This is a genomic window from Paenibacillus sp. GCM10027629, from assembly GCF_042676425.1.
In the GTDB taxonomy this organism is placed as follows: domain Bacteria; phylum Bacillota; class Bacilli; order Paenibacillales; family Paenibacillaceae; genus Paenibacillus_K; species Paenibacillus_K terrigena.
The window spans coordinates 682,060-703,409 of sequence record NZ_JBHTGZ010000009.1; the positions used below are offsets into that span (position 1 = coordinate 682,060).

The 21,350-nt window shown below is 41.5% G+C and carries 20 protein-coding genes and 1 pseudogene; 17 read left to right on the forward strand and 4 right to left on the reverse strand.

Annotated elements, in window-relative coordinates; translation table 11 throughout:
• Positions 1–488: 488 nt before the first annotated feature.
• Together ACFQZR_RS12620 and ACFQZR_RS12625 are read left to right on the forward strand one after the other, a co-directional pair.
• A complete protein-coding gene (locus tag ACFQZR_RS12620; RefSeq protein WP_379346287.1) occupies positions 489–1,247 on the forward strand; it encodes an alpha/beta fold hydrolase in 759 nt (252 codons plus the stop codon).
• Positions 1,248–1,254: 7 nt separating this feature from the next.
• Positions 1,255–1,833: a TetR/AcrR family transcriptional regulator gene (locus ACFQZR_RS12625; protein WP_379346289.1), complete on the forward strand. Its 579-nt coding sequence runs from the start codon at positions 1,255–1,257 to the stop codon at positions 1,831–1,833.
• Positions 1,834–2,497: 664 nt separating this feature from the next.
• On the opposite strand, the gene ACFQZR_RS12630 is transcribed toward ACFQZR_RS12625, so the two are convergent.
• Entirely contained in the window at positions 2,498–3,133 is a 636-nt protein-coding gene (locus ACFQZR_RS12630; protein ID WP_379346291.1) for a LysE family translocator, read from the reverse strand.
• A gap of 200 nt (positions 3,134–3,333) precedes the next feature.
• Between ACFQZR_RS12630 and ACFQZR_RS12635 the strand changes: the two are divergent.
• The 7 genes and pseudogenes from ACFQZR_RS12635 to ACFQZR_RS12665 all read left to right on the forward strand — a co-directional run bounded on the left by ACFQZR_RS12635 (position 3,334) and on the right by ACFQZR_RS12665 (position 9,999).
• A pseudogene (locus ACFQZR_RS12635) lies at positions 3,334–4,018 on the forward strand (HAD family hydrolase).
• Between the two features lie 114 nt (positions 4,019–4,132).
• Positions 4,133–4,438, forward strand: coding sequence for a DUF3889 domain-containing protein (locus ACFQZR_RS12640; RefSeq protein WP_379346293.1), 306 nt, complete (start codon positions 4,133–4,135; stop codon positions 4,436–4,438).
• A gap of 482 nt (positions 4,439–4,920) precedes the next feature.
• Positions 4,921–6,234 (forward strand): ABC transporter substrate-binding protein, encoded by a 1,314-nt coding sequence (locus tag ACFQZR_RS12645; protein ID WP_379346295.1) that lies wholly within the window; start codon positions 4,921–4,923, stop codon positions 6,232–6,234.
• A gap of 591 nt (positions 6,235–6,825) precedes the next feature.
• The gene (locus ACFQZR_RS12650; protein ID WP_379346297.1) at positions 6,826–7,335 is read left to right on the forward strand and encodes a hypothetical protein; all 510 of its coding nucleotides are present in this window, start codon (positions 6,826–6,828) and stop codon (positions 7,333–7,335) included.
• 351 nt (positions 7,336–7,686) lie between these two features.
• Positions 7,687–8,118 (forward strand): hypothetical protein, encoded by a 432-nt coding sequence (locus tag ACFQZR_RS12655; protein WP_379346299.1) that lies wholly within the window; start codon positions 7,687–7,689, stop codon positions 8,116–8,118.
• A 195-nt stretch (positions 8,119–8,313) separates the two neighbouring features.
• A complete protein-coding gene (locus ACFQZR_RS12660; RefSeq protein ID WP_379346301.1) occupies positions 8,314–8,841 on the forward strand; it encodes a P-loop nucleotide/nucleoside kinase family protein in 528 nt (175 codons plus the stop codon).
• A gap of 171 nt (positions 8,842–9,012) precedes the next feature.
• The gene (locus tag ACFQZR_RS12665) at positions 9,013–9,999 is read left to right on the forward strand and encodes a phosphotransferase (RefSeq protein WP_379346303.1); all 987 of its coding nucleotides are present in this window, start codon (positions 9,013–9,015) and stop codon (positions 9,997–9,999) included.
• Between the two features lie 607 nt (positions 10,000–10,606).
• Here the strand turns inward: ACFQZR_RS12665 and ACFQZR_RS12670 are convergent.
• Positions 10,607–12,592 (reverse strand): fibronectin type III domain-containing protein, encoded by a 1,986-nt coding sequence (locus tag ACFQZR_RS12670; protein ID WP_379346305.1) that lies wholly within the window; start codon positions 12,590–12,592, stop codon positions 10,607–10,609.
• 447 nt (positions 12,593–13,039) lie between these two features.
• Between ACFQZR_RS12670 and ACFQZR_RS12675 the strand changes: the two genes are divergently transcribed.
• The 3 genes from ACFQZR_RS12675 (at position 13,040) to ACFQZR_RS12685 (ending at position 15,420) form a co-directional block, all read left to right on the forward strand.
• Positions 13,040–13,342, forward strand: a complete 303-nt coding sequence (locus tag ACFQZR_RS12675; protein WP_379346307.1) for a hypothetical protein — start codon at positions 13,040–13,042, stop codon at positions 13,340–13,342.
• Positions 13,343–13,771 carry a DUF1572 family protein gene (locus ACFQZR_RS12680; protein ID WP_379346309.1) on the forward strand — a complete coding sequence of 143 codons (429 nt, stop codon included), beginning with the start codon at positions 13,343–13,345 and terminating at the stop codon, positions 13,769–13,771. It abuts the gene before it with no gap.
• A gap of 278 nt (positions 13,772–14,049) precedes the next feature.
• Complete coding sequence (locus ACFQZR_RS12685; RefSeq protein WP_379346312.1) at positions 14,050–15,420, forward strand: flavin monoamine oxidase family protein; 1,371 nt, start codon at positions 14,050–14,052, stop codon at positions 15,418–15,420.
• A 345-nt stretch (positions 15,421–15,765) separates the two neighbouring features.
• Here ACFQZR_RS12685 and ACFQZR_RS12690 read toward each other — a convergent pair whose 3' ends face one another.
• Complete coding sequence (locus ACFQZR_RS12690) at positions 15,766–15,981, reverse strand: hypothetical protein (protein WP_379346314.1); 216 nt, start codon at positions 15,979–15,981, stop codon at positions 15,766–15,768.
• Between the two features lie 386 nt (positions 15,982–16,367).
• Between ACFQZR_RS12690 and ACFQZR_RS12695 the strand changes: the two genes are divergently transcribed.
• The 4 genes from ACFQZR_RS12695 to ACFQZR_RS12710 all read left to right on the forward strand — a co-directional run bounded on the left by ACFQZR_RS12695 (position 16,368) and on the right by ACFQZR_RS12710 (position 18,779).
• Entirely contained in the window at positions 16,368–16,466 is a 99-nt protein-coding gene (locus ACFQZR_RS12695) for a YjcZ family sporulation protein (protein ID WP_379346316.1), read from the forward strand.
• A 727-nt stretch (positions 16,467–17,193) separates the two neighbouring features.
• Complete coding sequence (locus tag ACFQZR_RS12700; protein ID WP_379346318.1) at positions 17,194–18,042, forward strand: copper amine oxidase N-terminal domain-containing protein; 849 nt, start codon at positions 17,194–17,196, stop codon at positions 18,040–18,042.
• 16 nt (positions 18,043–18,058) lie between these two features.
• Entirely contained in the window at positions 18,059–18,286 is a 228-nt protein-coding gene (locus ACFQZR_RS12705) for a hypothetical protein (RefSeq protein WP_379346320.1), read from the forward strand.
• A gap of 157 nt (positions 18,287–18,443) precedes the next feature.
• Positions 18,444–18,779, forward strand: coding sequence for a VOC family protein (locus tag ACFQZR_RS12710; RefSeq protein ID WP_379348820.1), 336 nt, complete (start codon positions 18,444–18,446; stop codon positions 18,777–18,779).
• Positions 18,780–19,032: 253 nt separating this feature from the next.
• On the opposite strand, the gene ACFQZR_RS12715 is transcribed toward ACFQZR_RS12710, so the two are convergent.
• Positions 19,033–20,037: a phosphotransferase gene (locus ACFQZR_RS12715; RefSeq protein ID WP_379346322.1), complete on the reverse strand. Its 1,005-nt coding sequence runs from the start codon at positions 20,035–20,037 to the stop codon at positions 19,033–19,035.
• Between the two features lie 280 nt (positions 20,038–20,317).
• Between ACFQZR_RS12715 and ACFQZR_RS12720 the strand changes: the two genes are divergently transcribed.
• On the forward strand, positions 20,318–21,350 hold a 1,033-nt coding region (locus tag ACFQZR_RS12720), incomplete at its 3' end, for an MFS transporter (RefSeq protein WP_379348822.1).

Here is a 21,350-nt window from a genome sequence, read left to right on the forward strand (position 1 = left end):
AATAGCACCATTTATTAGTGAAGATGTAATTGACGAATGTGCAAAGAAAGCCTTCGAGAAAGAAGGTGAAAGAGCACTGGTGTCAATAGCTCCATTCATCAGTGCAGGAGTTATAAATGAATGTACGCAAGGTAGTGCTCCAGCTTAGGCGTACAGTCTTTAACTATAACAGTAACTCGTTAAGTATTATAATATGTTAATTTCAATATATAAAACTTTGTGCTTAGAAATAATTCGCGAACCGTATCATTAAGAAGAATTGCTGATCATTACGCTAACGGGACACGATAGTTATCGTACCCGTCAGCAAAGTACCTGTTTTTTATAACATGGTTCTCCGCGCCTCACGATGGATTATGTTTGCTGCTATGATCAGAATAAGAATATGCCGCGCTAAAGCAGCCGTAATTTAATCATTGACTGTATATTCAGTCATTCATATAATAAAGCAAAGATATTCCATATTTTCTTTTGAGAGGAGCTTGTAAATGGATTTACACTACAGTATTCAAGGCAAAGGGCCGTCAATTGTCATGATCCACAGCCCTGGAGTCGACTCAAGGGAGTGGAAGGAACTTGCGCCACTGCTCTCGAAAACGAATGGGGTGATCACGTATGATAGCAGGGGGATGGGACTGTCGCCTGCTCTGAAAGAACCGGTAGAACCGGTGAGGGATCTCTTCGAGCTTCTGCAGCATTTGAAGCTGGATCGGGTTTTACTCGTTGGTCACTCCATGGGTGGAGAACTTGCCCTGAATTTCACGCTTGCCTATCCGGACATGGTGGATAGATTGATCGTCATTGCGCCATCCTTGACCGGATATCCGTACTCACAACAGTTCCTAGAGTGGATGGCATCTGTAAATGCACTAGCTCCCGATATCAGCGGCATGGTAGAGTTTTCGTTAAACGGTCCCAATTATCAAACCGTCATGGAGAGCGAGCACCGCGATTTTCTGATTGACCTTCATACCCAATACTTGACAAGGGTTTTCATGGAATGGCAAAGCTTCGAGGTCATCTGGCCCGAGCCTCCGGCCATCGAGCGGTTGGAGCAAGTAGCCGTACCGACCCTGTTTATTTACGGAACGGTTGAATGGAGCGATATCCTGGGCGTTGCCAAGGAATATGAGCGCGTGCCATCGGTACGGTTTGCCAAAGTGGAAGGTGCCGATCATATGATCACGCTGACTCACGCCTCGCTTCTCGCCCCGATTATTCTGCGTTTTCAGAACGGTGAGGAGTGACTAAATTATGCCTCGCAGCAGGGAAGAGAACGATAGAATTCGTCGATCGACCATGGATAATATCGGTACCGCGGCCATGGAGTGCTTTCTAGAAAGGGGGTACCATGCCACATCCATCGACGATATCGCCAAGAGAGCGGGCGTATCCAAAGGGCTGCTCTATAATTACTATCAAGGAAAGGAAGGCCTCCTGGCCGAGAGCGTTCGAGACCGAGTGGATGAGATTTCAGCTGTGATGGAGGCGGCATCTGCGCTTGCCAAGCCGAGGGAGCAACTACTCCGGATTATCGATGGTGCGCTAAGTCAGATTGCCGAGAACCCGAAGGGGTACCGGTTCTTTCTGCATCTTCAGACCCAGCCCGAAGAGGACGAGGTTCTTTCAAAATACAGCGAAATCCTAAATCAGGAAATGTCTAGGCAGTATGAATTTCAATCGGCTATTTTCGAACGTATGCAGGTGGAAGACCCAAAGCTCCGTTCCTTGTATTTTTCCTCGTCACTTCACGGGATCATGCTTCTGATGTCAATCTATCCGGATTATCCCATCGAAACCATAAAGGAACAACTGATCCGGGATTTTTGTTAGTTATGCATGGATGATAAGGTTATTGTCTGAGGATATGAATATTCGTGTAAAAAAGTCGCCGTTGAAGAGCTAAAGATATATGGATTATTTTGGAAGTATAACATAAATAAAGAGACTCTTCGCTCTATTGGATGGATAGGTTCCACAAAAATATTCATAACTTTCCGCTTTGGTTATACATTCTCATAGAAAACAGATCGAACCGCATAATATTAAAAATTCCGCTAACGGGACACATTAGTTGAATAAAATTCAATGTTGAGCAGGCTACAGCAGTCTGCTCATTTTTTTAAGCTAACGGGCAGGATAGTTCAATTAAATGTACTTAAACAGTGAAGAATATTTGGTTGCCAAAAAAGGGGAGAACAGCGTAATCAATTCATTTCTTTTGGGAACGATGCTAACGACGTGCCTATGTTCGAGCAAGCCTACCGCTCCGATGCGTGGGAAATCATACAGGGCTTCAAACCGTGTCGACCGATTGAGTTGCGTGCGATGAAGGTACGGTGAGAAGGAAGATCGAGGAGATGGTGACAATCTTGCGGTTGGAACGCGATCAAGCTCCAGCAAGATAGAATTCTGTAGATCGGCCTGTATCGTGCGACAAAGAAAGAGTTCGCTAACTGCGAAACTCTTTCTTTGTCGCGGCCATGATGGCATACGATTACGAAATATACGGCCACAACGCCAAGATGAACTCATAAACGAAATAGATCGAAAATCCGATAAGCAGGATTCCCGCAATGACGGAAACGGCCCGAATCATTTTACGGCTCATGACCTTTCGCGTGACGGAAACGATGGATAATAAGCCAAGATCATGGACCAGAATGCCGCTTAATACGCCAATCGCCGCAATCGCGAACCCCCCTTTGCTACCAGAAGTATAGGACTCAGAAAGAACCGCGCCAAAAACAGATACCCAGAAGACGAGGTTACCAGGCGATACGGCTACTAGCAAGCCATTTCGATATGTGCTCCAGAACGATTTTTTTGTTTTTTCGTCTGCAGGCGTAATGTCCTTGTCCGCGTTTTTAATAGAATCGTAACCCAGAAAAGCGAGAAAGCCCGCACCAGCGATCCAAAGCGGGATCTGAATGAATGGAAGAGAGAGGATGGAAGCGAACCCCAAAACCATCAAGATAATCAACGCAAAGTCGATCGTCATTCCACCTAGTCCTACAGCCCAGCCGTGAAGAAAGCCGTTTTTCAGGCCTTGTTTGGTCATTTCGACCGTTATTGCTCCGACCGGCAGGGCAATGGCAAGACCGATCAGGAAGTATTTTAGATAAATTTCCATGATGTGTTCCTTTCATTCTATGTACTTTTAAAAACACGTAAAAACGATTCTAATATAATTCATGAACGAAGGCAACCCTTGCAATTCTTGTCAAACTGTTGTGACAAGAATTGATACTAAACACTAACGGCCAGTATTCTTCAATGACCTGTGTTAAAATATGGGTACTAATCAGTCATTTAAAAAAGGGAGAGGAAGCAATGTCACAATCACTCATCTTTGATATGGACGGAACACTATTTCAAACAGACAAAATTTTAGAAATATCACTCGAAGATGCTTTTAAGCACTTAAGGGATCTAAATGAATGGGATACAGACGCCTATTGATAAATACCGTGAAATTATGGGTGTACCTTTACCAAAAGTATGGGAAACTCTGTTACCCAATCATTCCAATGAAGTAAGAGAACAAACTGATGCATATTATCTAGAAAGATTAATTGAAAATATAAAAATCGGGAAAGGCGCTTTATATCCTAATGTAATGGAAGTTTTCGATCATTTAAAAGAGAATGATTGTTCAATTTACATAGCAAGCAATGGTTTAACGGAATATTTAAATGCAATTGTGAGTTATTATAATTTGGATAATTGGGTTACTGAAACCTTTAGTATCCAACAAATTAATTCGTTAAATAAGTCAGACTTAGTTCAAGTTATCATTAAAAAATATGGTATTACCAATGCAGCGGTAGTTGGAGACCGCCTATCGGATATAATTGCAGCTAAAGATAATGGTTTAGTTGCCATAGGATGTAATTTTGATTTTGCACGAGACGACGAACTTTCTCAGGCTGATATAGTTATAGATGACTTAATTGAGTTGAAAAAAATCGTATCACAGTTAAAAAATAGGTGTTCAACTAACGGGACACGAGAGTAAGGAGCTTGCATGGGTAGCTCCTTTTTGCTTTGTTAAAGTAACGGGCAGGATAGTTTAATGGTAACTTGGGCAAGGTAGATTAAATACTTGGAAATTTTAAAAATGAGGTTTGTTATGAAAAGATTGATGATATCCCTGATAGTTCTGTTTATTACTTCAACTGTTTCATTGGAAGCGGCACCTGAATACGCAAAATGGGGTACAGTGGCAGTAAAGGAAACACAAAAACGATACAAAGCAGACATAATTGATTATAAGCATATTGGTCGTACTGAACTCACGCCAAACAAGTCTGTAGAGAAATTCAAACTATGGCTGAGAAGCAAAGAAGGCAACCAGTTTGGGGTTTATGTATTTATCACATTTGATCCGTCAACTGAGATAATTCAGTCTATTCAGTTCACTGAATCCACTCGTTAACTAAAAACTCACCTATATGCTAAAGAGGAACAATCTTCAACTGTAACAAGGCTGCCAGCTCGATTGGCAGCCTTGTTACGCTAACGGGCAGGATAGCGTAATGAGGATCTTGTTTGTTTATGCTAATTCTACCAATGGTAACTCATGGTAAAATCCTTGTAGAGGTTTTACATGAGGGAAAACATACCAATGACGATAAAAGATGAGTTTCTAAAGAACGTTAATCTATTGATACAAACGCATTCCGAGGGTCATCTTGGCGGTGAAGTAATGCCTGAGGATGTTCTTTTAGGTATTGTTCCCGTTGAAGAATTAATGAACGTGTTAACTCTTGGGATGTCTCTAAATTATCAAAGAAATTCATACTCATTATGGAATTCAATTGTACAAGTTTTTTATTTTGTATACTTTTACAAATTTACCCATTATACTGTGGTGAGGCGATGTCATCTATCGTAAATTCCGTATGAAGGACGACGAATATGAAAAAAATAGCATTTGGCCTCATAAGCCTGATACTCCTACTTACGTCATGTCAGGGAAAGCAGACGCCGCAATCGAATACACCGGTTACACTTAAGGTATTGGTTTGGGACAAGGAACAATTCTACCAACAATACGGGGATCTATATCAGATAGAGAAGAAATTCGTAGATTTGGACGTCGTATCGATTCGTGATCAGATTCGAGCGAAAGAACTCGTAACCGAAGCGGTGGACAGGCTCATGAAAGAACAGCATCCGGATGTAGCACTGATTAACATGGACGCGTATGAAGGCTTGCGTGAGCATAATAAGTTAACGCCATTAACTTCCTTTCTGAACAATTCAGACTTGGATCTTAAGCAGATTACACCGGCCGTCGTGAATTTTCTGCAAGACGATACCGGCGAATTATATGGTCTTGCACCGACCTTTTTGGGACAGGCTGTATATTATAACAAGGCATTGTTCCATCAATTTGGCATTCCCTTACCGCGTGATGGGATGACCTGGGATGAACTGTTCGCATTAGCGCAGCGTTTTCCAAAAGAAATCGATAAGAACACGCCCGTACTGGGGCTGTATGATCGTGCTTTTGCAAATCCCATGGTGATGGCTTTGCGAATCGGCGGAGGCGTGGGATATTCGTTCTACAACGGCAGGGAATTCTCGCTCAACACCTCGTCATGGAATGATATTTTCCAAGGTGTAATCGATTGTGTAAAGACGGGCGCATGCGGAGATTATTCGGCACAATTAAAAGCCCAGGACAGCAAAAAGGAACAACAATCGCTGGCTGCGACATATCCTTTTCTGCATGGGAATGTTGCGATGGCCATTGAAGATTCGAATTTATATACACGGATTGATAAGAACAAAGAGCAGGGTCAAACAATCGACTGGGATGTCGTATCGTTCCCCGTACACGCAGATCAGCCTGATCGGGGGAACGGGATGCAATTGAAAGAGATTTTCGTCATTCCTTCGGAATCCAATAAAAAAGAAACGGCCTGGGAACTTGTTCAATTCGCGAATGGAAAAGGGTACGCGAAAATATTCTCTCGCATCCATACGTCAGAGCTATTATCCCAAGAACCCTCCTCTGATCAGAGCGAGCGTAATCTTCACGCGTTCTACACGCTAGATTATATGTTGAACACCACAATGATTCAGATGAGAAAACTGCCGCAGCCTGTCCTTGAAAAATTCGATGAGCTGTCCTTGAAATATCTTGCTGAGGTTTTTGACGATCGACTTACGGTGGCTGAGATGTTGAATCAACTGCAAGCGAACATGCAGCCTATGCTTCAATAACCTAGCCTTCCAATACATGATTAACGGCCGAATCCGGCCGTTTTTTTATCGTCTGAAATCTTTCACCACCTGGTGTTTGTGTTCATGAAACTAGACGAATTAAGCTCTTTCCCTTTAATCACGAAAATTCAGAAGAGGGTCCCCTGTTCTAAATGCCATTGGATTTGCTTATCACGAAATAAGACATGCCAAGCAACATGTAAATGGCCTTAATCTGAACGAACCTGGAACTATACCGGTTGGCGAACTTATTAATTATTTGAATCGCCCTTCCGAAAGAATGCTTATAAATATGGAGATGAACAGATGAGCATTCATATGCATGACATTTGCCGAATTTTAATTTTTCGCCCGAACACAGGATTCTTGTCAGTATCGCGACGACGACATTACTGAATGAAGCAGTTCAAACCTTTGCTTTTGTGTTATGCGACTTTGTAGGTGGATTGCGGAAAAAAACGGGAGTGAAACGATTGTATTATCCAAAAATTAGGTGTATAAGTATAATGATGGTTTATTTCCAATATAAATGGAACTATGCTTTGGGTAGTAATTCTCATCAATATCTGCATATGAAAGAAGGCTGCATTTATGAAAAAAGTAATATCTTTTCTAGTGCTTATTACTCTATGTTTACCGATTCAACAAGTTTCAAGTAAAAGCAATAAACTTGAAGTAGATCGTTCATATCAAGTTATTTTTTTAGATAATAAGCAAGTGAAAATTCCAGACGAATATAAAATGATCTCCTATAATGATCATGTTTATTTGCCATTAAGATACATGTCAGAATTACTAGAAATACCTATTTCTTATGAAAAAGAAAAGGGGATTTATATAGAATCTTCAGACTTTATTCTGGGACCAAAAGTAAACTCGGATCAAGCAAAACTAGTTGCTTTCGAAGAGTATCAAGTTAAGAAGATTAAAAAATGGGAAATTCGGATATTAACAAAAGATGAATTACAATTGAGACCTGAAGATAAAAAAGATCTAACTCCAGTTTATTATGTCTTAAATTGCGAATTACAAGATGGCGATAGTATTAATATATATGTATCATCAAATAAAGCGGAGCATAACTTTAAAATAAAGCAATGACTTTATGTGTTTTTAAGAATATTAGAAACGTTAGCAATAATAAATGATCTTTTTCCTAATAAATAAAATTGCTTATTATTCCCAACAGGGTGTGCCTGTAAATTAACCGTATAAATATTGGAAGTGTTGGGAAGGATTAACCCGCCAGTTTGGAGAGATTAAATGAATAGTCGAGAATATCGTTAGTTGTTGTAATAATTTTTCTAATAACAGCTACTGGTTACATGAATGGATATAGGTTTAATGCATTAAGCGCGGCAAAGGCAAATTCATTTGTACCTAAAGATTCCATTTTAATCTCTTTACAACTTTTAGTTTAATAGTTAAACAGTGCAGAAAAGGAGAGGTTAAATGTCACGTCGTAATTTATATCTATATATATTCATGGTTATGATTGTGTGCTTGTCGGTTACATTCATCTCGGGATGCAAGAGAAATAGCAACAAGGATACGTTTGCTGAAGTTGGTCAAAAACTGTCAAACAGCATAAAAGAAATTGATAAACAACCCGGCATTATATTATCTGGATTCGCTGCCGTCCCAAATGAGAAATTATTTAAGGTTGGAATTGAATACGACCCGAGTCAAATAAATAATGAACAATTAAAGCAAATCGTTACTGATTATCTCAGTCATGCAGCTTCAAATTCTCAGCCTGCAAACGATTGGAAAGAGATGCTTAAACCGTTTCAATTACGGATTGAAAAGTTAGGTGACGCAAAAAAATTGCCTGTGATAGCTGAAAAAGACATCGGGACAACAGAATTAAAATGGAAAGAATGAAAATTGATTTCTGTTGACGATAAAATGATTACAAACGCTAACGTAGAACGATAGTTCAATAAAAGACAGAGTTACGTCAGCCATCCATTCAGCTGCCGTTTTCTAAGCTAACGGGCAGTTTAGATCAATGATTCTCCCTCAATTATGTGGTAAGGTTATCCATAAAGAAATTGGCGTAAAAAAAGGGGGATTCAAATGCAATCGGTTTATATATTGTCGGGACCAGCAGGAGTCGGGAAGTCAACAACTTCAAAGGCATTGGTTCGTACTTTAAAAAACAGTGCATATATTTCAGGGGACTATGTAAGCCATATGCATGTTAACGGTCGCCAGAAACCTTGGGAGAGTGAACAGGAGATATCCCTTATTTGGAATAATATCTTGAGTTTAACCAAAAATTTCGTTTCCAATGGAATTGACGTAGTAATAGACTATGTTACTTTCCCAAGTGAAGCTTATTGGTTGAAGGATAGGCTAAAGGAGTTATCCGTAAATGTTGTTTATACTGTATTGTGGGTAGACCCTGAAACCCTATTAAGAAGAGACCAACTTAGAAAACCAGAGCATCAAATGGGAGAACGGTGTCTTATTTTAATTGATGAGTTCAAGGAAGCAGGATTAGATGCCAAACATCTTCTAGATACAAGACACAATAGCGTTGATGCCATTGAACTAGTTGTTGAAGATATAATGAACAATAAACAATACAGGTTAGTGGATTAAGCTATCGGGACTATGGCTTAATAAAACAACTTAAACACGGCTGCCGGCATGGATCGGCAGCCGTGTTGCGCTAACGGGCAGGATAACGCAAAACATAGATTTAGCAGAGAGGTTACATAGGACCCTACGAGGAATATAAACTTATACACTGTAAATTTAGGAGTTGGTCAGATGGAGACAATGTTATCAGAAGAAATGATCCGAGATGACCTAATAAAAACATTTCATCGCCTCTTCGATTTGAATGTACTTGAATCTACTTCAATAAAACGAGGTTTGTTAAACTTAAAATGGAAAGTTACAACTGATTCAGGTCAATTTTTACTTAAACAATACAACAAAAAAAGATATAAATTGTATAATCCAGAGGAGCTATTGTTTGCATTCTCTCAACAGGTTAGATTATTTGACCAAGGTCTTACGTGTCCCAATTTGTTATCACACAATGAAAGTATTTTGCTTGAATCTGATAATGGAGAACGCTTCACGGTGATGGAATATTGCCAGGGCAAACTAATTCCACCAGGTAAAACTAATGTAAATCAGATATACGATTTAGGTCGAGCAACAGGAAAAATGCATCGATTGTTAAACGATGGGACACTTAGTATTAAAAATAGCCCGCAATTTATTCCTCAAAGCCGAGAGGAGCGTTTAGCACATTGGAACTCAGTTTGGGAACAGGCAAAGGAAACTGGTAAAACTCAGTTGCTTGCTGATATAGAAACTCAACGTAGAGCAACTGAAGATATAAATTTAGAAATACTCGAATTACTTCAGTTAGGGTGGGCTCATCGTGACCTTTGGGTCGATAATCTTTTGTTTAATGATAATCGATTAACTGCAATTCTTGATTTTGATCGGCTAAAATATGACTATCCGCAGCTTGATGTTGCTCGTGCTGTTATATCATGTGCGTTAGATGATAATTTAGATGTCTCCCTTGCTTCAGCATTTATTGAAGGGTATAGCGAAGAACGCACCGTGGTAAAGGGTTACTTAACAAATTCATTAAAGTTGTTGTGGTATATGGAAAGCACATGGTGGATAAATGCTAACATGGATCAACATAGTGTACCTCCCGCTCGCTTCGCAAAGGAAATGCTTTGGCTTGCTGAAAATCAAAAGAATTTGTCAGCTTTGTTAGGAAATATTTAGATAATGTGAAACAATTATATGAAATAATGTAAATGTTTAATCGTTTTCCGTTGAGCTAACGGGACACGATAGCTCAATAAAGACACTACGGTAGCCGCACCAGTATGACCGACTGCAGTTTTCTAATCTAATGGGCTAATGAGCCAGTCAGGTTTATCTGGATGAGCTCGTATTCTAATTTCTGATAAGCCTGAATAACCTTATACAGAACAGAATACTCCTCATGGGAGAGGGAGGTCCGGATGAAGAGTCATCTTATCAGGATCGGAGGAGATAGCATGAGCTTTCTGGAGATCCTTGCATTGCTCACGCTCCTAATAAAGATCATTGAGTTGACTCAAAAAAAGGACTAATTATTTTGTTCAGTAAATGGAGGGGCTTTTTAATGCTTCCTCCATTTTAATTTGTAATGGCTTTAGACGTAAAGGATCAAAATATGCGGTATACGGAAAAATGATTAAGCTAATGGGAAACGATAGTGGAGGGAGCCTGCTTCGGTGTAGCTCCTCTTTTGATTTATTGAAGTAAAGGCAATTACAGTTCGCAAAAACCGAGCGCTACTTGGGCGATTAGCCCCGGTAGCGCTCGGTTATGTTTGGTTGTATTATCATTTGCGCGGCGCGGAAGGCCAACGGTAATTTCCGCCGTCGTTAACTAATGTCACTTCCTTCTGAAAAATAACCTTTGTGTTTCCTCCGTAAGGATTGAGCAGGGATGCTTGAATCACAGCAGTGCCGCTTGCGATTTGATTAGGAATAGATACCGCTCCGTTTGAAAGGACAGTTACCTTGTCGTCTCCGGATACTTTCGACCACTTCAAAAGAGGGGAAGGAAGATTAATGTCGAGCAACTTAAGCGAAAAATTGTGTTTTCTCCCATTGGCTGTTATTTTGACTGCCTCTACTGTTTCAGAGCGGATGTAAGCAACGGCCAGCGCGTTAATGGCAGGCTTGTCTTCCTGTAGTTTCTGCAGGAAGCTTTGCGCCACAGCCAGCAGATCTTGCGGTGTAACGCCAAGCTGATTAAAAATGCTGGTGACTCTGTACGCCTCTGAATCGCCTAGCAGCTGCTCTAACGCATCAAGTAAAAGCGCTGTCTGCTTTTGTTTATCCAGGACCAGTTGAACGAGCTCAGGCCTCGATTTTTGCGCAAGCAGACTGACGATTGTACCTTCAAGACCTACAAGGCTGTCGCCGTCGCCTGACAGAAAGGTCATGAAATCAACGATCGTTAGGCTATTTTGTCCCCCGGCAGCCGCTATTGCATTTAAGGTTTCGCGGAAAGCTGAATTTGTTAGTATGTTGTTCAATTCAGCTTCATACGAGTTGTAATGGATCGAACCGACCGCTTTGATGAGTTGAAAAAGGCTGCTTTTCAGCTCCGTTTGGTCTACATCCTGAGGCAGCTTCGCGCTGATTTTGTTCCATACCGGATCGATCAGAGACAGGTTAGTCGCTTCATCCATTCCGGCGATTTCATCGCGCAAACTTTGCACATCCCGCACGTCAGAAGGATCGCCTGCTGTTACAGCGGCATGGAGCTTAATTAGCCGTTCCAGGAACGGATTTGACAGCATACCTGTCGTTGCGGACACAGACGGTCCGTCCGTTGTCCAAACGCCGTCCGTCTCCTTTGACTCTATTTTAAAGGTATAGGAGGTGCTTGGCTGAAGGTCACTTGCCTCATAAGAGAGAATCGTATCGGATACCGTGTCGATAAGCTCACCGTTTCTGAAGATCCGATAGCCGCTGCTCACTGCAGCAGGGGTCCAAGAGAGGGATAGCGATGTCTGCCCAACATCCTCTGCACTCAAATCACTCCCTGCTGGCCATACAGCTTGTACATGGAATGTGCCATAATAATCTTTATAAAATCCCTCATTATCTACTGCGCGGATTCTTATGCTATGATAGCCATTTTCTAATCCGGTTGCTTCAGCTGTCAAGTTCCACGTTTGTTCATCGTAGCTGAAAGGCACGAGCTCCTCATCAACTTTGACTAGGATAGAATCTTTTTGCAAGCTAAATCCTCCAAAGAGAGCTTCGCGTATTTTAGCCGTTATGACCGGATTTGCCGTCGTTACGGTAGCTCCGGTACTTGGGTAAACCGCCCAGATCGCCGGGGGGAAATGCGGGAGAGGAAGCGTTTCTGTAAATACATAAGGTCCATCCGTTGTCCAACTGCCATCCGGTAGCTGGGCTTCTACGTGAAAGCTGTGGTATTCACCAGCCTCCAGATCTGTCGCCTCATACGATCGAATCGTTTCATCAAGCTCTGCCAGAAGCCCTAGTCGATCCGAATAGATCCGATAGCCCTTGCTCCCCTCGGCAGCAGTCCAAGAGAGAGTTACGGAGTAGTTGCTATTATTTCCTGCATGCAAAGTGCTTCCATCGGGCCAGATGGATTGTTTAACGTAGAAAACACTTGTGAATTGAGCAAGATTTCCTGCCTGGTCGGCAACTTGAATTTCAAAGGTGTGGGCTCCATTTTGTAATACGGGGGAATAAGTGAACGCTAGGCCGTGCATATAATTGACGGGTATACTGCCAGTGCCTAAGACTTCTCCATCGAGCTTGAATGCGATCGAATTCAAGTTTAGGCCTGATCCGGTATCACCAATCCCTGCGGATAGTTGCGTGGTGTTCTCTGATATGGAACTTCCGTTAACAGGAAAAACATTGCTAATAATAGGGGGAGTAGTGTCGGTTTCCAGCAAAAGATTGGCTGCCTCACTGCTCTCTTGCGCAAAAATTAAAGCAGGTGAAAACAAGGAGAAAACCAAGCAAATAATGAACAGATACGATGTGTTCTTTCGAACGGTAAAAATAATGACCACCTCATTCCTCTATTCTTAAAAATAGGAAAAGACATTCAATTCGAATAATAATATATCACAAAAGTTCGCGTTGTGAATATAAACTTTGTTCGGTTCGAATCCCATTACATAATCCAGAAACAGGCTGCTGATCATTTTGTTAGCTTATTGAGTAGTTCATAAATAAGAAGTTATCTGAAGTACGATGAAAGAGTTGATAAAATCATGATGACAGTAGGAACTGTAAAGATATATTTCCTAACTGCTGATGAAGGAGGGCAAAGTATTATTCCAGTTGGAAACTTCTCAACACCCATAATCATTGAAGAAGATAGGAAGCTAATAAATGGATTATGGAGTGCAGTAATTGAATTTCACAAATCTCCGAATACACATGCCGGCATGGATCGGCAGCTGAGTTTCGCTAACGGGCAGTTTAGCGTGGTAAAAGCGGTTGGTTTACCATTGTATATGGAACATTTGTTTAGTAAAATTATTGTATATAGCCAATTACTGGGAGGATGTTAAATGGAGGTCGCATTAGAGCTAATTGAAAGTATGATGGTTAAATTCAAGTCAGAGAAGAAATGGACTCTCCAAGCGCTTGAACAATTGTCCGAAGAAGATATTACTTCTTCTCCAACATCGGAAAGTAATAGCATTGCTAACTTAGTTGCTCACATTAGAGGTGCGGTTCACTCTCGAATTGAAACAATTCTCCTTGATATTCCTGATACAAGAGATAGAGATAAAGAATTTGAAAAAGGGCTAGAAATGTCTAAAGAAGAAGCCATAAGAAAGACTATGGATGCTTTTGACATTCTAATACAATATCTTGAACGTCTTAAATCTTCACCTGAGTTGTTAATGTCTCAACCTTTCATTAATCTTCCCCCTCTTACATATAGCCAGGTAAATAACGAGACGGGCCCTGAATCTTATGATTTCAATGTTTAGAGAGGTCCATTTTCATACTGGACAAATCATCTATGTAGCCAAAATAAGAAAAGGACAGCTCGTTTGGAATTACGATTAATACAGCACATTGACAGGTCCCCATTAAGCTAACGGAACACGATAGTTCAAAATTAGGGAGCAGAATGCCGTGGACCGGTAGCTGTTCCTTTTTTATTGAAGTAACGGGCAATATAGAATAATAAGAAGTGCCTAGGAACTAATTGGATGACAAACACACATGATGTATATAAAAGTAATATTTGGAGGAATCGGATTTTATGGTAATAGGTCGTTTTCCTGAGCGTATTGTAGTTATTGGGGCAGGGATGGCGGGTTTGGTATGCACTTTGGAGCTTATGAAACAAGGATATAACGTGCGTTTATTAGAGGCAAATAGTCAACCGGGTGGTCGCATATACACGATGCGGGATCAATTTGCCGACGGATTGTTTTGTGAAATCGGGGCTGCCTTCATTGGAGCGCATCATTTTCTCACATTGAGTTATGCCCAGCAAGCCGGGGTTCAATTAATAAATATACCAGTCCCCAATAGAAGTTTGTCATATATCGACGGGAGATTAATAATAGATTCTCCTGCTGAACCTGCACTATGGCCTGTTTCTCTTACAGCCGAGGAAAGAACTTTAGGATATGCGGGAATGTTGGAAAAGTATCTCAGGCCGGGGCTTAACGCGACGGGTAATCCTTTTTTGCCGGGCTGGCCCACAAAACAAGCGGCACAGCTCGATTCAATGACAATGGAAGAATATCTTAAAGGTCAAGGAGCATCTTCGGGTGCGATTAAGCTGTTTGAAATCGGATATATGCAGATGTTAGGTGATGGTATTCGTAAAGTATCTGCATTACAGCGACTGCTTGACCTAAAAATGGCCAGTTCCGAAAGAAGTGCAATGACTATAGTAGGTGGAATGGATCAACTGCCGAAAAAGCTTGCCCTTACAATCGGCTCTAATATCAGTTATGGATGTGCTGTGACGCATATTGAACAGAGTAATAAAGGAGTAACTATCCGATTTAATAATTCCGGCGAAGTTTTCACTATCTGCTGTGATCGGGTCATTGTGGCCATTCCCTCTACAGTCTTGCGAACAATTCATTTTTCTCCGCCACTTAGCAAAGAAAAAAATGATGTCATTCAAAATCAACTTTCAACTTCCGTTACGCGTACCGTCATACAAAGCAGAACTAGATTTTGGAACAACTTAAGTTCCTTTACTACAGTAAATACGGATCTGAAAATTGGATGGTTGCTTGATGCTACATTCACTCAAACGACATCAATGAGGGGGTTAATTTGTTCGTACTCCTCCGGTGAATCGGCGCGAGAACTATCTAGAGCTGGTAATTTTAATTCGGCTGTATCAGAAATCAAACAGGTGCTTCCTGAATTGTCGTATAATTATGAAGGAGGGACGGTGTATTCTTGGGACCATAATCCTTACTCTCGAGGTGCGTATGCTTGGTATAAGCCGAATCAGATGATTCGAATGCTCCCAACACTGTCTGCCGAACAAGGTAGAATTTACTTTGCTGGCGATAATACAAGTCTTTTTCCCGGTTGGATTGAAGGTGCGATCTCTTCTGCGTTACGAACTGTAAATCAAATTATTGCCGGAAACAGCATATAGTACGGTAATGTATGTATTAATAACTAGTACGAGATAATAACCTGAGCCATGAGGTTGCCGTGGGATATATTAGAGCTTCACATTAGTAAAAGAACGGTCGGCAGCCTCGCTACGCTAACGGGCAGGATTGCGTAGTATCGTCAGATGCGTTTCCCCATTCCTTGTTACCTTCTATCGTAGGGCATGATTCATCGTCTATAAATTCATAGACAAAAAAAGCCCAAGCATCGTACGCCTGAGCTTTGATCTACAGGACCTTGCCGGATTACGCTACAATGATGTGCAAAATTTGGTTCCCGATCAGATAGTTCGTTTATTTTAGGATGAAGTTCAAGAGCTTATTATTTAGAGGAAGAATGGAAAAAAGAATGGCTCGAAACGGTCAAAACGGTCAAAACGGTCAAAACGGCCAAACCGATCAAACCGATCAAACCGATCAGAACGGTCAAAACCGCAAGAAAAACATTTTGTGTGTACTGATTTCATGTTTTTTTGTTTAGCTTTATTATTCATATTTTTGTTTGAGCTTGTCCGCGCATGTTTTTTGTTGGTGTTTTTCATCTATTTATCACCTCCTTGTTTTATATAGTATGTCCAATAAGTTGCACTGATTGGACGAGCGTTTATTTGAGATTAAAATAAACTTCTATACCGCTGGGTAAAGGTTTTTATCAAATGAATCAATAGTTGTTCACTAACGGGACACTATAACTTAATAAATAACTAAAACGAGGCTGTCGGCATAGATCGGCAGCCTCGTTGCGCTAACTGTGGATTGTGGAGTTGTCGTATTCCATTTTATTATTATCTGGCAGTTTTAGTTTCACCGAGGATTAGACGATGTTTGTTTTGATACCAATTTAATGAAATACTAGTACAACCATCCAAACAAAGTGAGATCATCCTACATAACATATCGGGTAGTCAATAAAAGGGAGGTGTTAAAAATGTCTGATGTACGTGGAAGCTTTTTTACAAGCACAGGTACTATCCTAGTATTGTTCATCTTGTTAGTAATTGTCTCTTGTGCATGTTTTTTTAATTAGTGCCTAATGTCGATAATTATTAATAAGAGTAGTCCGGGACACTTAACACTTCTTTGCATAATATATCTAGTTCATACAGTCACCTCTTTAAAGCATGGCTGCCAATCTTTTGTGGCACTGTGCTTTTTTAGTGCTTAAAGAGTCATCGAAGAGTTCAGGGGTTATTTTATCCTTCGGGAAATTTTCGAGATGTTATTTTATTAAGTTGTTTAGAAGAAGGGGAAGAAGAAGGGAGAGAAGAAAAGGAGTGAGGTAAACGGGAAGAAAAAGGGAAAGAACGAAGATGAAGATGTACGTTTTCCTCTGCCGTTGAAACTCTGACCGTGAATAACTACAAAATCTTTACCAACAGATTTCACTGTTCCGCGAATGTGTTTTCCATTAGTAGTCACAACTTGAATTCTTTTTCCACCAAATTAGACATCTCACTCCGCAAATTTGAAACATTACTTACTCTTGTAATATTTGGCATTTTATTCACCTCCACATTAGTAGAATAACTTGCAATACTATATTATGAAATTAATAGTTTTGCTGAATGTATAGTTGCCCATATTGAACTAAAAATGGACTTTTTTCTTTTTTTCTAATCAAAATTAATATTATTAAAGAAGCTATACTCCGCTAACGGGCTGTATCGTGCAACAAATTTTATCCAATTGCGTCTTCTTATTATGGGGAAAATGTTACTGTTCTCCAATCTTTTTAAAAAAAGGAGCTATCATTAGTGAAAAAAGCATTCTTTGTTGTTTTCCTTTCAATCTTTCTGTTTATTTCATCGTCAACTACTTATGCAGCAGCAATTCATATCAAAGTTGACGGTGTTGCTATTGCATCTGATGCGAAGCCCGAAAATAAGAATAAACGTATAATGGTACCTCTACGTGTTATTAGTGAAAATTTGGGAGCTACCGTTGAATGGTCCGATTCCAAGGTTATTCTCGCTAAAAGCGGTATGAAAGTAATATTAAAACTGAACAGTAGTACAGCGGAGAAGAACGGTAAAAAGATGCTACTTGATGTAAAACCATACATGAAAAATAATCGAATATTTGTTCCACTTCGTTTTATTGCAGAGACCTTTGGATCCACTATCAATTACAGCAACTTTGTAGTGACTGTCGATACTAAACCATTGTTCATAGATGATGTACAAGTAAAAGCATTGCAAGAAGAATACCATATGACGATGGGCGGCGTAGTTCAGCAAGTTTATGGTAATGCATATAACGAAGCGATTTATAATATTTTTGTAGAAAACAAAGGTGAAAAGGTTGAAACACCTGAAAACTACTCTTGGAACCTAACCATTGACTCACTTGGGTCTTATTATAAAAATGCACAATATGATTTTCTAGATCAAAAAGGGAACAGCTTAGTTCGTTTTGATATTTATTCTTTAATTCGTACTTTTCCATCTGAACTTTTATCGGGATACCCAGAGATTTTGATTCATGACGTATCTAAAGATGAGTGGTATTTGTTTAGCGATACCGCAAGACAATCCATAAATCGGTTAATTGATACCGCTACAAAGAACGGTTTTCAGACGACTATAAGTAATACCGTTGTATAAGGGGAATCGAACGAACATGGACAAGGAGAAAAAGGCTCTTAAAAAAGCGGAGATGGTGTTTGAAACAACCGATGTCATAACGGTGAATGTGTACAAAATCACTCCTGAGGAGAAAGAGAAGCTCGATCGTTTGGCTGAAGAGAGGATCGAAAAGGCACGCAATGAGGCAATACCCAAAATCCGCGAGCGGTACGAGCAGCGGGTTAAGGAGATCCGGCAGCAACAGCAACCGAAGGACGGCTAAGGAAGAACTACCCCATAGAAGAAAAGAACAAACAATAGATTCAACAAAAAACACAACGGGCAGAATCGTGGAACAAAATAGAAGGATTTTTTGCTAGGCCTGTAGAATGTTTCTAGTGGGAAAATATTCCAAACACGAACAGGAAGAAGGAATGAAAGTGGGAAAGGTTGTTGGTTTTGAGTTAAATAGTCAGGATGCAGAAAAAGCATCGAAATTTTATTCTACTGTTTTTGGCTGGGAAGTTGGTGAAAACCAATGGGGCTATCGTGAAGTAACTACTGGAGGCATTTCAGGCGGAATCGCCCAAGGACCAAATGACTACCCTCATGGAACTCGTATACAAATTGAAGTTAATTCAATTGACGAAGTCATTGCTAAGGCTAAGGACTATGGTGCATTGATTGTACGAGAGAAAATGGAGTTCGATGATTTCTTTCTTGCATACTTGGTTGACCCAACGGGACTTGGGCTTGGACTTATTGAAAAAAAATAAATTTTCATTAAGCCAATGCTTAACTACCGGAAAACGTTAGCCTTAATAAATAGTGGCAGTATAAGACTTTGCTCTCATATTACAAAAGCGCCCTTGAGAGGGGCGCTTTTGTGTTATGTGACGTTGTTTAGGTATTGTGTTTCCAGCCTCCGACAAACCTCGCGACCGTTTTCATAAGACCAGCCATAATTTGCGGTCCACCACCGGCAGCTTTATTGAAGTAGCTGGTAAGTGACAACGCGGTGCGGCCTCTTTATCTGCCTCCATATTTAGCGAGATACTGCGGATACGAGTGAAGATGGACGGCCCTGGCCTTGCGCTGGGCCGCCTCCCGATGCTCCGGCACCTGCTCCGCCTCGACATAATCGGCCAGCACGTCGATCACGTCGTCGAGCAGCTTCGCCCGAAAATACAGTTCCAACCGCTCAACGGCCGCAGCCCCTGCTCCTGCCAGCACTTTATCCCTCCATATTGACCATGACGGATCATGCGTTAGTGGCCAAAGCAGTACCGAGTAGTCCATTGCCGAATCGCCCTGACCGGACAGGTCATCCCAGTCGATGATCCGGAAGCCTTCCCTGCTATATGTCAGTACGTTGTTGCCGTTCAGGTCGTTATGAACAACATCGCCAGCAGGAAGTAGAAATGCAGGTGACTCCCGGACTGTTTCCCTTAGCCTCCCGATCTCCTCCCCGAACCACGAAATCGTCTCATCCGACACGAAATCCCGGAGCAGCTCTCGCGACCCGCGGATTCCTTCGAGATCATCCGTAAACCGAGATATGTACTCGTCCTCGAATGCCTCCGCATAAGTGCGCGTCTCCATCATAGGTAGCATACCGCGAAGACGATCGTCGCGATGGAGCCTCGCGATATTCTCCATGACACCCGTCAGCGCGGCCTCGGGATTCCGCGCTTCCGTAAGCGGGGTTGCATCCTCGATATATTCGAAAACAAGGCCGTACGGATACCCCGGCACGATCTCGCGGTCAATCGTATGGATCAACCTAGGCGCGGTGTAATGCTCTGTAAGATAATCGCTGACGCCCGCCCACTGCCGCAGGCGCGCCGCTTTGCTAGGTGGAGCTAACTTGACATGAAGCCGTGTGCTGCCGTCCGTCAAACGGATAGACAAGTTGCCGAAGCCTCCGGGGTTATATATATATGACGCCCGGATCTTATTCGGGCATATGCCAATCACATCGGCGTTCGCTGATGCCCACTCTGCAATCATTCGTTCTGCTAGTCGTACATCCATATCTACAGTTCTGCCTCCTCGCCATATTCCACTCTATACCGGATATTTTAGCATGGAACAGATCATTAGCGTAGGTAAAGGAAGGTTATAAATCGAATTACTTTATACATATATTGGTTATTTTAATGTGGAAAATGGTTAATTTTGGGATAATAACGCCGTAATATCAGTCTTAAGTCGGAGGTGATCGATGATGAGATCGGTATAATTAGGAAATGAGAGGAGAGTCATACCATGATTCAAGATGAGCATCTTTATAGAAAAATGGAGGTTGAAAAGATTGAATAGGCACGAAAAAAGCACGAAAGCACCAAGCCTTCTCAGCAATCGGTTTCTACAGACGATATTATTATCAAGCGTGCTCCTGCAAATTGGTATTTGGGTACGTAATTTTGCAATTCTTCTGTACGTTGCTGATAGAACTAACAATGATCCATACGCCATTTCACTAATCAGCGTGGCAGAATTCGCGCCAATCTTTGTTTTTTCGTTCATCGGAGGCACATTTGCCGACCGCTGGCGGCCAAAACGAACGATGATCTGGTGTGATTTATTATCCGCGGTATCGGTATTCGTAGTACTCCTGACCATCCATTTTGGTTCTTGGCATTCCGTCTACCTTGTCGCATTCATCTCAGCTATTCTCTCGCAGTTCTCACAGCCTTCGAGCATGCGATTGTTTAAGTATCATGTGCCTGAAGAACAGCTGCAGCAAGGGATGGCTCTTTTCCAATCTCTGATGGCTATCTTCATGGTGCTTGGCCCCATGCTTGGCACCTTTGTGTACAGCACATTTGGCCTTGAAACATCAATCGCGATCATGGGTGTAGTTTTCCTTCTTTCCGCTCTCGTCCTTATTCGCTTGCCTGAGGATAATATGGAATCTCAAACGGTTGCTGCAAAAGGGCAGTTCCGAAAAGATTTTATGGAAGGCTTCCGCTATGTTTGGCAAAGCCAAGTGCTGCGTATGCTCGGCCTCGCGTTTATTCTCGCAGGACTCGCTGTTGGCGTAGCCCAAGCGCTCAATCTGTTTATCGTAACGGAGCGGCTGGGCAAGAGTGAGGAGTTCCTTCAATACTTACTAATGGTGAATGGCGTAGCCATGCTAATCGGTGGCGGGATCGTTGCCGCCTTTGCGAAGCGCGTTCCTCCGCAATTACTTCTTGCCATAGGCATGCTGGCAGGCGCGGTCTGCACAGTGATTGTCGGATATTCGACGAGCATTCCTGTGACGCTGACCGTTCAATTTCTGAATGGGCTTGTTTTCCCTTGTATTCATATCGGGATCAGCACGATGATTCTGAAATGGTCCC

What these genes read in the sequence shown, in the direction of transcription:
- ACFQZR_RS12620 (WP_379346287.1), top strand. Translation starts at nt 489, where the DNA reads ATGGATTTACACTACAGTATTCAAGGCAAAGGGCCGTCAATTGTCATG.
- ACFQZR_RS12655 (WP_379346299.1), top strand. Translation starts at nt 7,687, where the DNA reads ATGTCACGTCGTAATTTATATCTATATATATTCATGGTTATGATTGTG.
- ACFQZR_RS12665 (WP_379346303.1), top strand. Translation starts at nt 9,013, where the DNA reads ATGGAGACAATGTTATCAGAAGAAATGATCCGAGATGACCTAATAAAA.
- ACFQZR_RS12650 (WP_379346297.1), top strand. Translation starts at nt 6,826, where the DNA reads ATGAAAAAAGTAATATCTTTTCTAGTGCTTATTACTCTATGTTTACCG.
- ACFQZR_RS12695 (WP_379346316.1), top strand. Translation starts at nt 16,368, where the DNA reads ATGTCTGATGTACGTGGAAGCTTTTTTACAAGCACAGGTACTATCCTA.
- ACFQZR_RS12630 (WP_379346291.1), bottom strand. Translation starts at nt 3,133, where the DNA reads ATGGAAATTTATCTAAAATACTTCCTGATCGGTCTTGCCATTGCCCTG.
- ACFQZR_RS12675 (WP_379346307.1), top strand. Translation starts at nt 13,040, where the DNA reads ATGATGACAGTAGGAACTGTAAAGATATATTTCCTAACTGCTGATGAA.
- ACFQZR_RS12660 (WP_379346301.1), top strand. Translation starts at nt 8,314, where the DNA reads ATGCAATCGGTTTATATATTGTCGGGACCAGCAGGAGTCGGGAAGTCA.
- ACFQZR_RS12715 (WP_379346322.1), bottom strand. Translation starts at nt 20,037, where the DNA reads ATGGATGTACGACTAGCAGAACGAATGATTGCAGAGTGGGCATCAGCG.
- ACFQZR_RS12645 (WP_379346295.1), top strand. Translation starts at nt 4,921, where the DNA reads ATGAAAAAAATAGCATTTGGCCTCATAAGCCTGATACTCCTACTTACG.
- ACFQZR_RS12680 (WP_379346309.1), top strand. Translation starts at nt 13,343, where the DNA reads ATGGAGGTCGCATTAGAGCTAATTGAAAGTATGATGGTTAAATTCAAG.
- ACFQZR_RS12705 (WP_379346320.1), top strand. Translation starts at nt 18,059, where the DNA reads ATGGACAAGGAGAAAAAGGCTCTTAAAAAAGCGGAGATGGTGTTTGAA.
- ACFQZR_RS12690 (WP_379346314.1), bottom strand. Translation starts at nt 15,981, where the DNA reads ATGAAAAACACCAACAAAAAACATGCGCGGACAAGCTCAAACAAAAAT.
- ACFQZR_RS12640 (WP_379346293.1), top strand. Translation starts at nt 4,133, where the DNA reads ATGAAAAGATTGATGATATCCCTGATAGTTCTGTTTATTACTTCAACT.
- ACFQZR_RS12685 (WP_379346312.1), top strand. Translation starts at nt 14,050, where the DNA reads ATGGTAATAGGTCGTTTTCCTGAGCGTATTGTAGTTATTGGGGCAGGG.
- ACFQZR_RS12625 (WP_379346289.1), top strand. Translation starts at nt 1,255, where the DNA reads ATGCCTCGCAGCAGGGAAGAGAACGATAGAATTCGTCGATCGACCATG.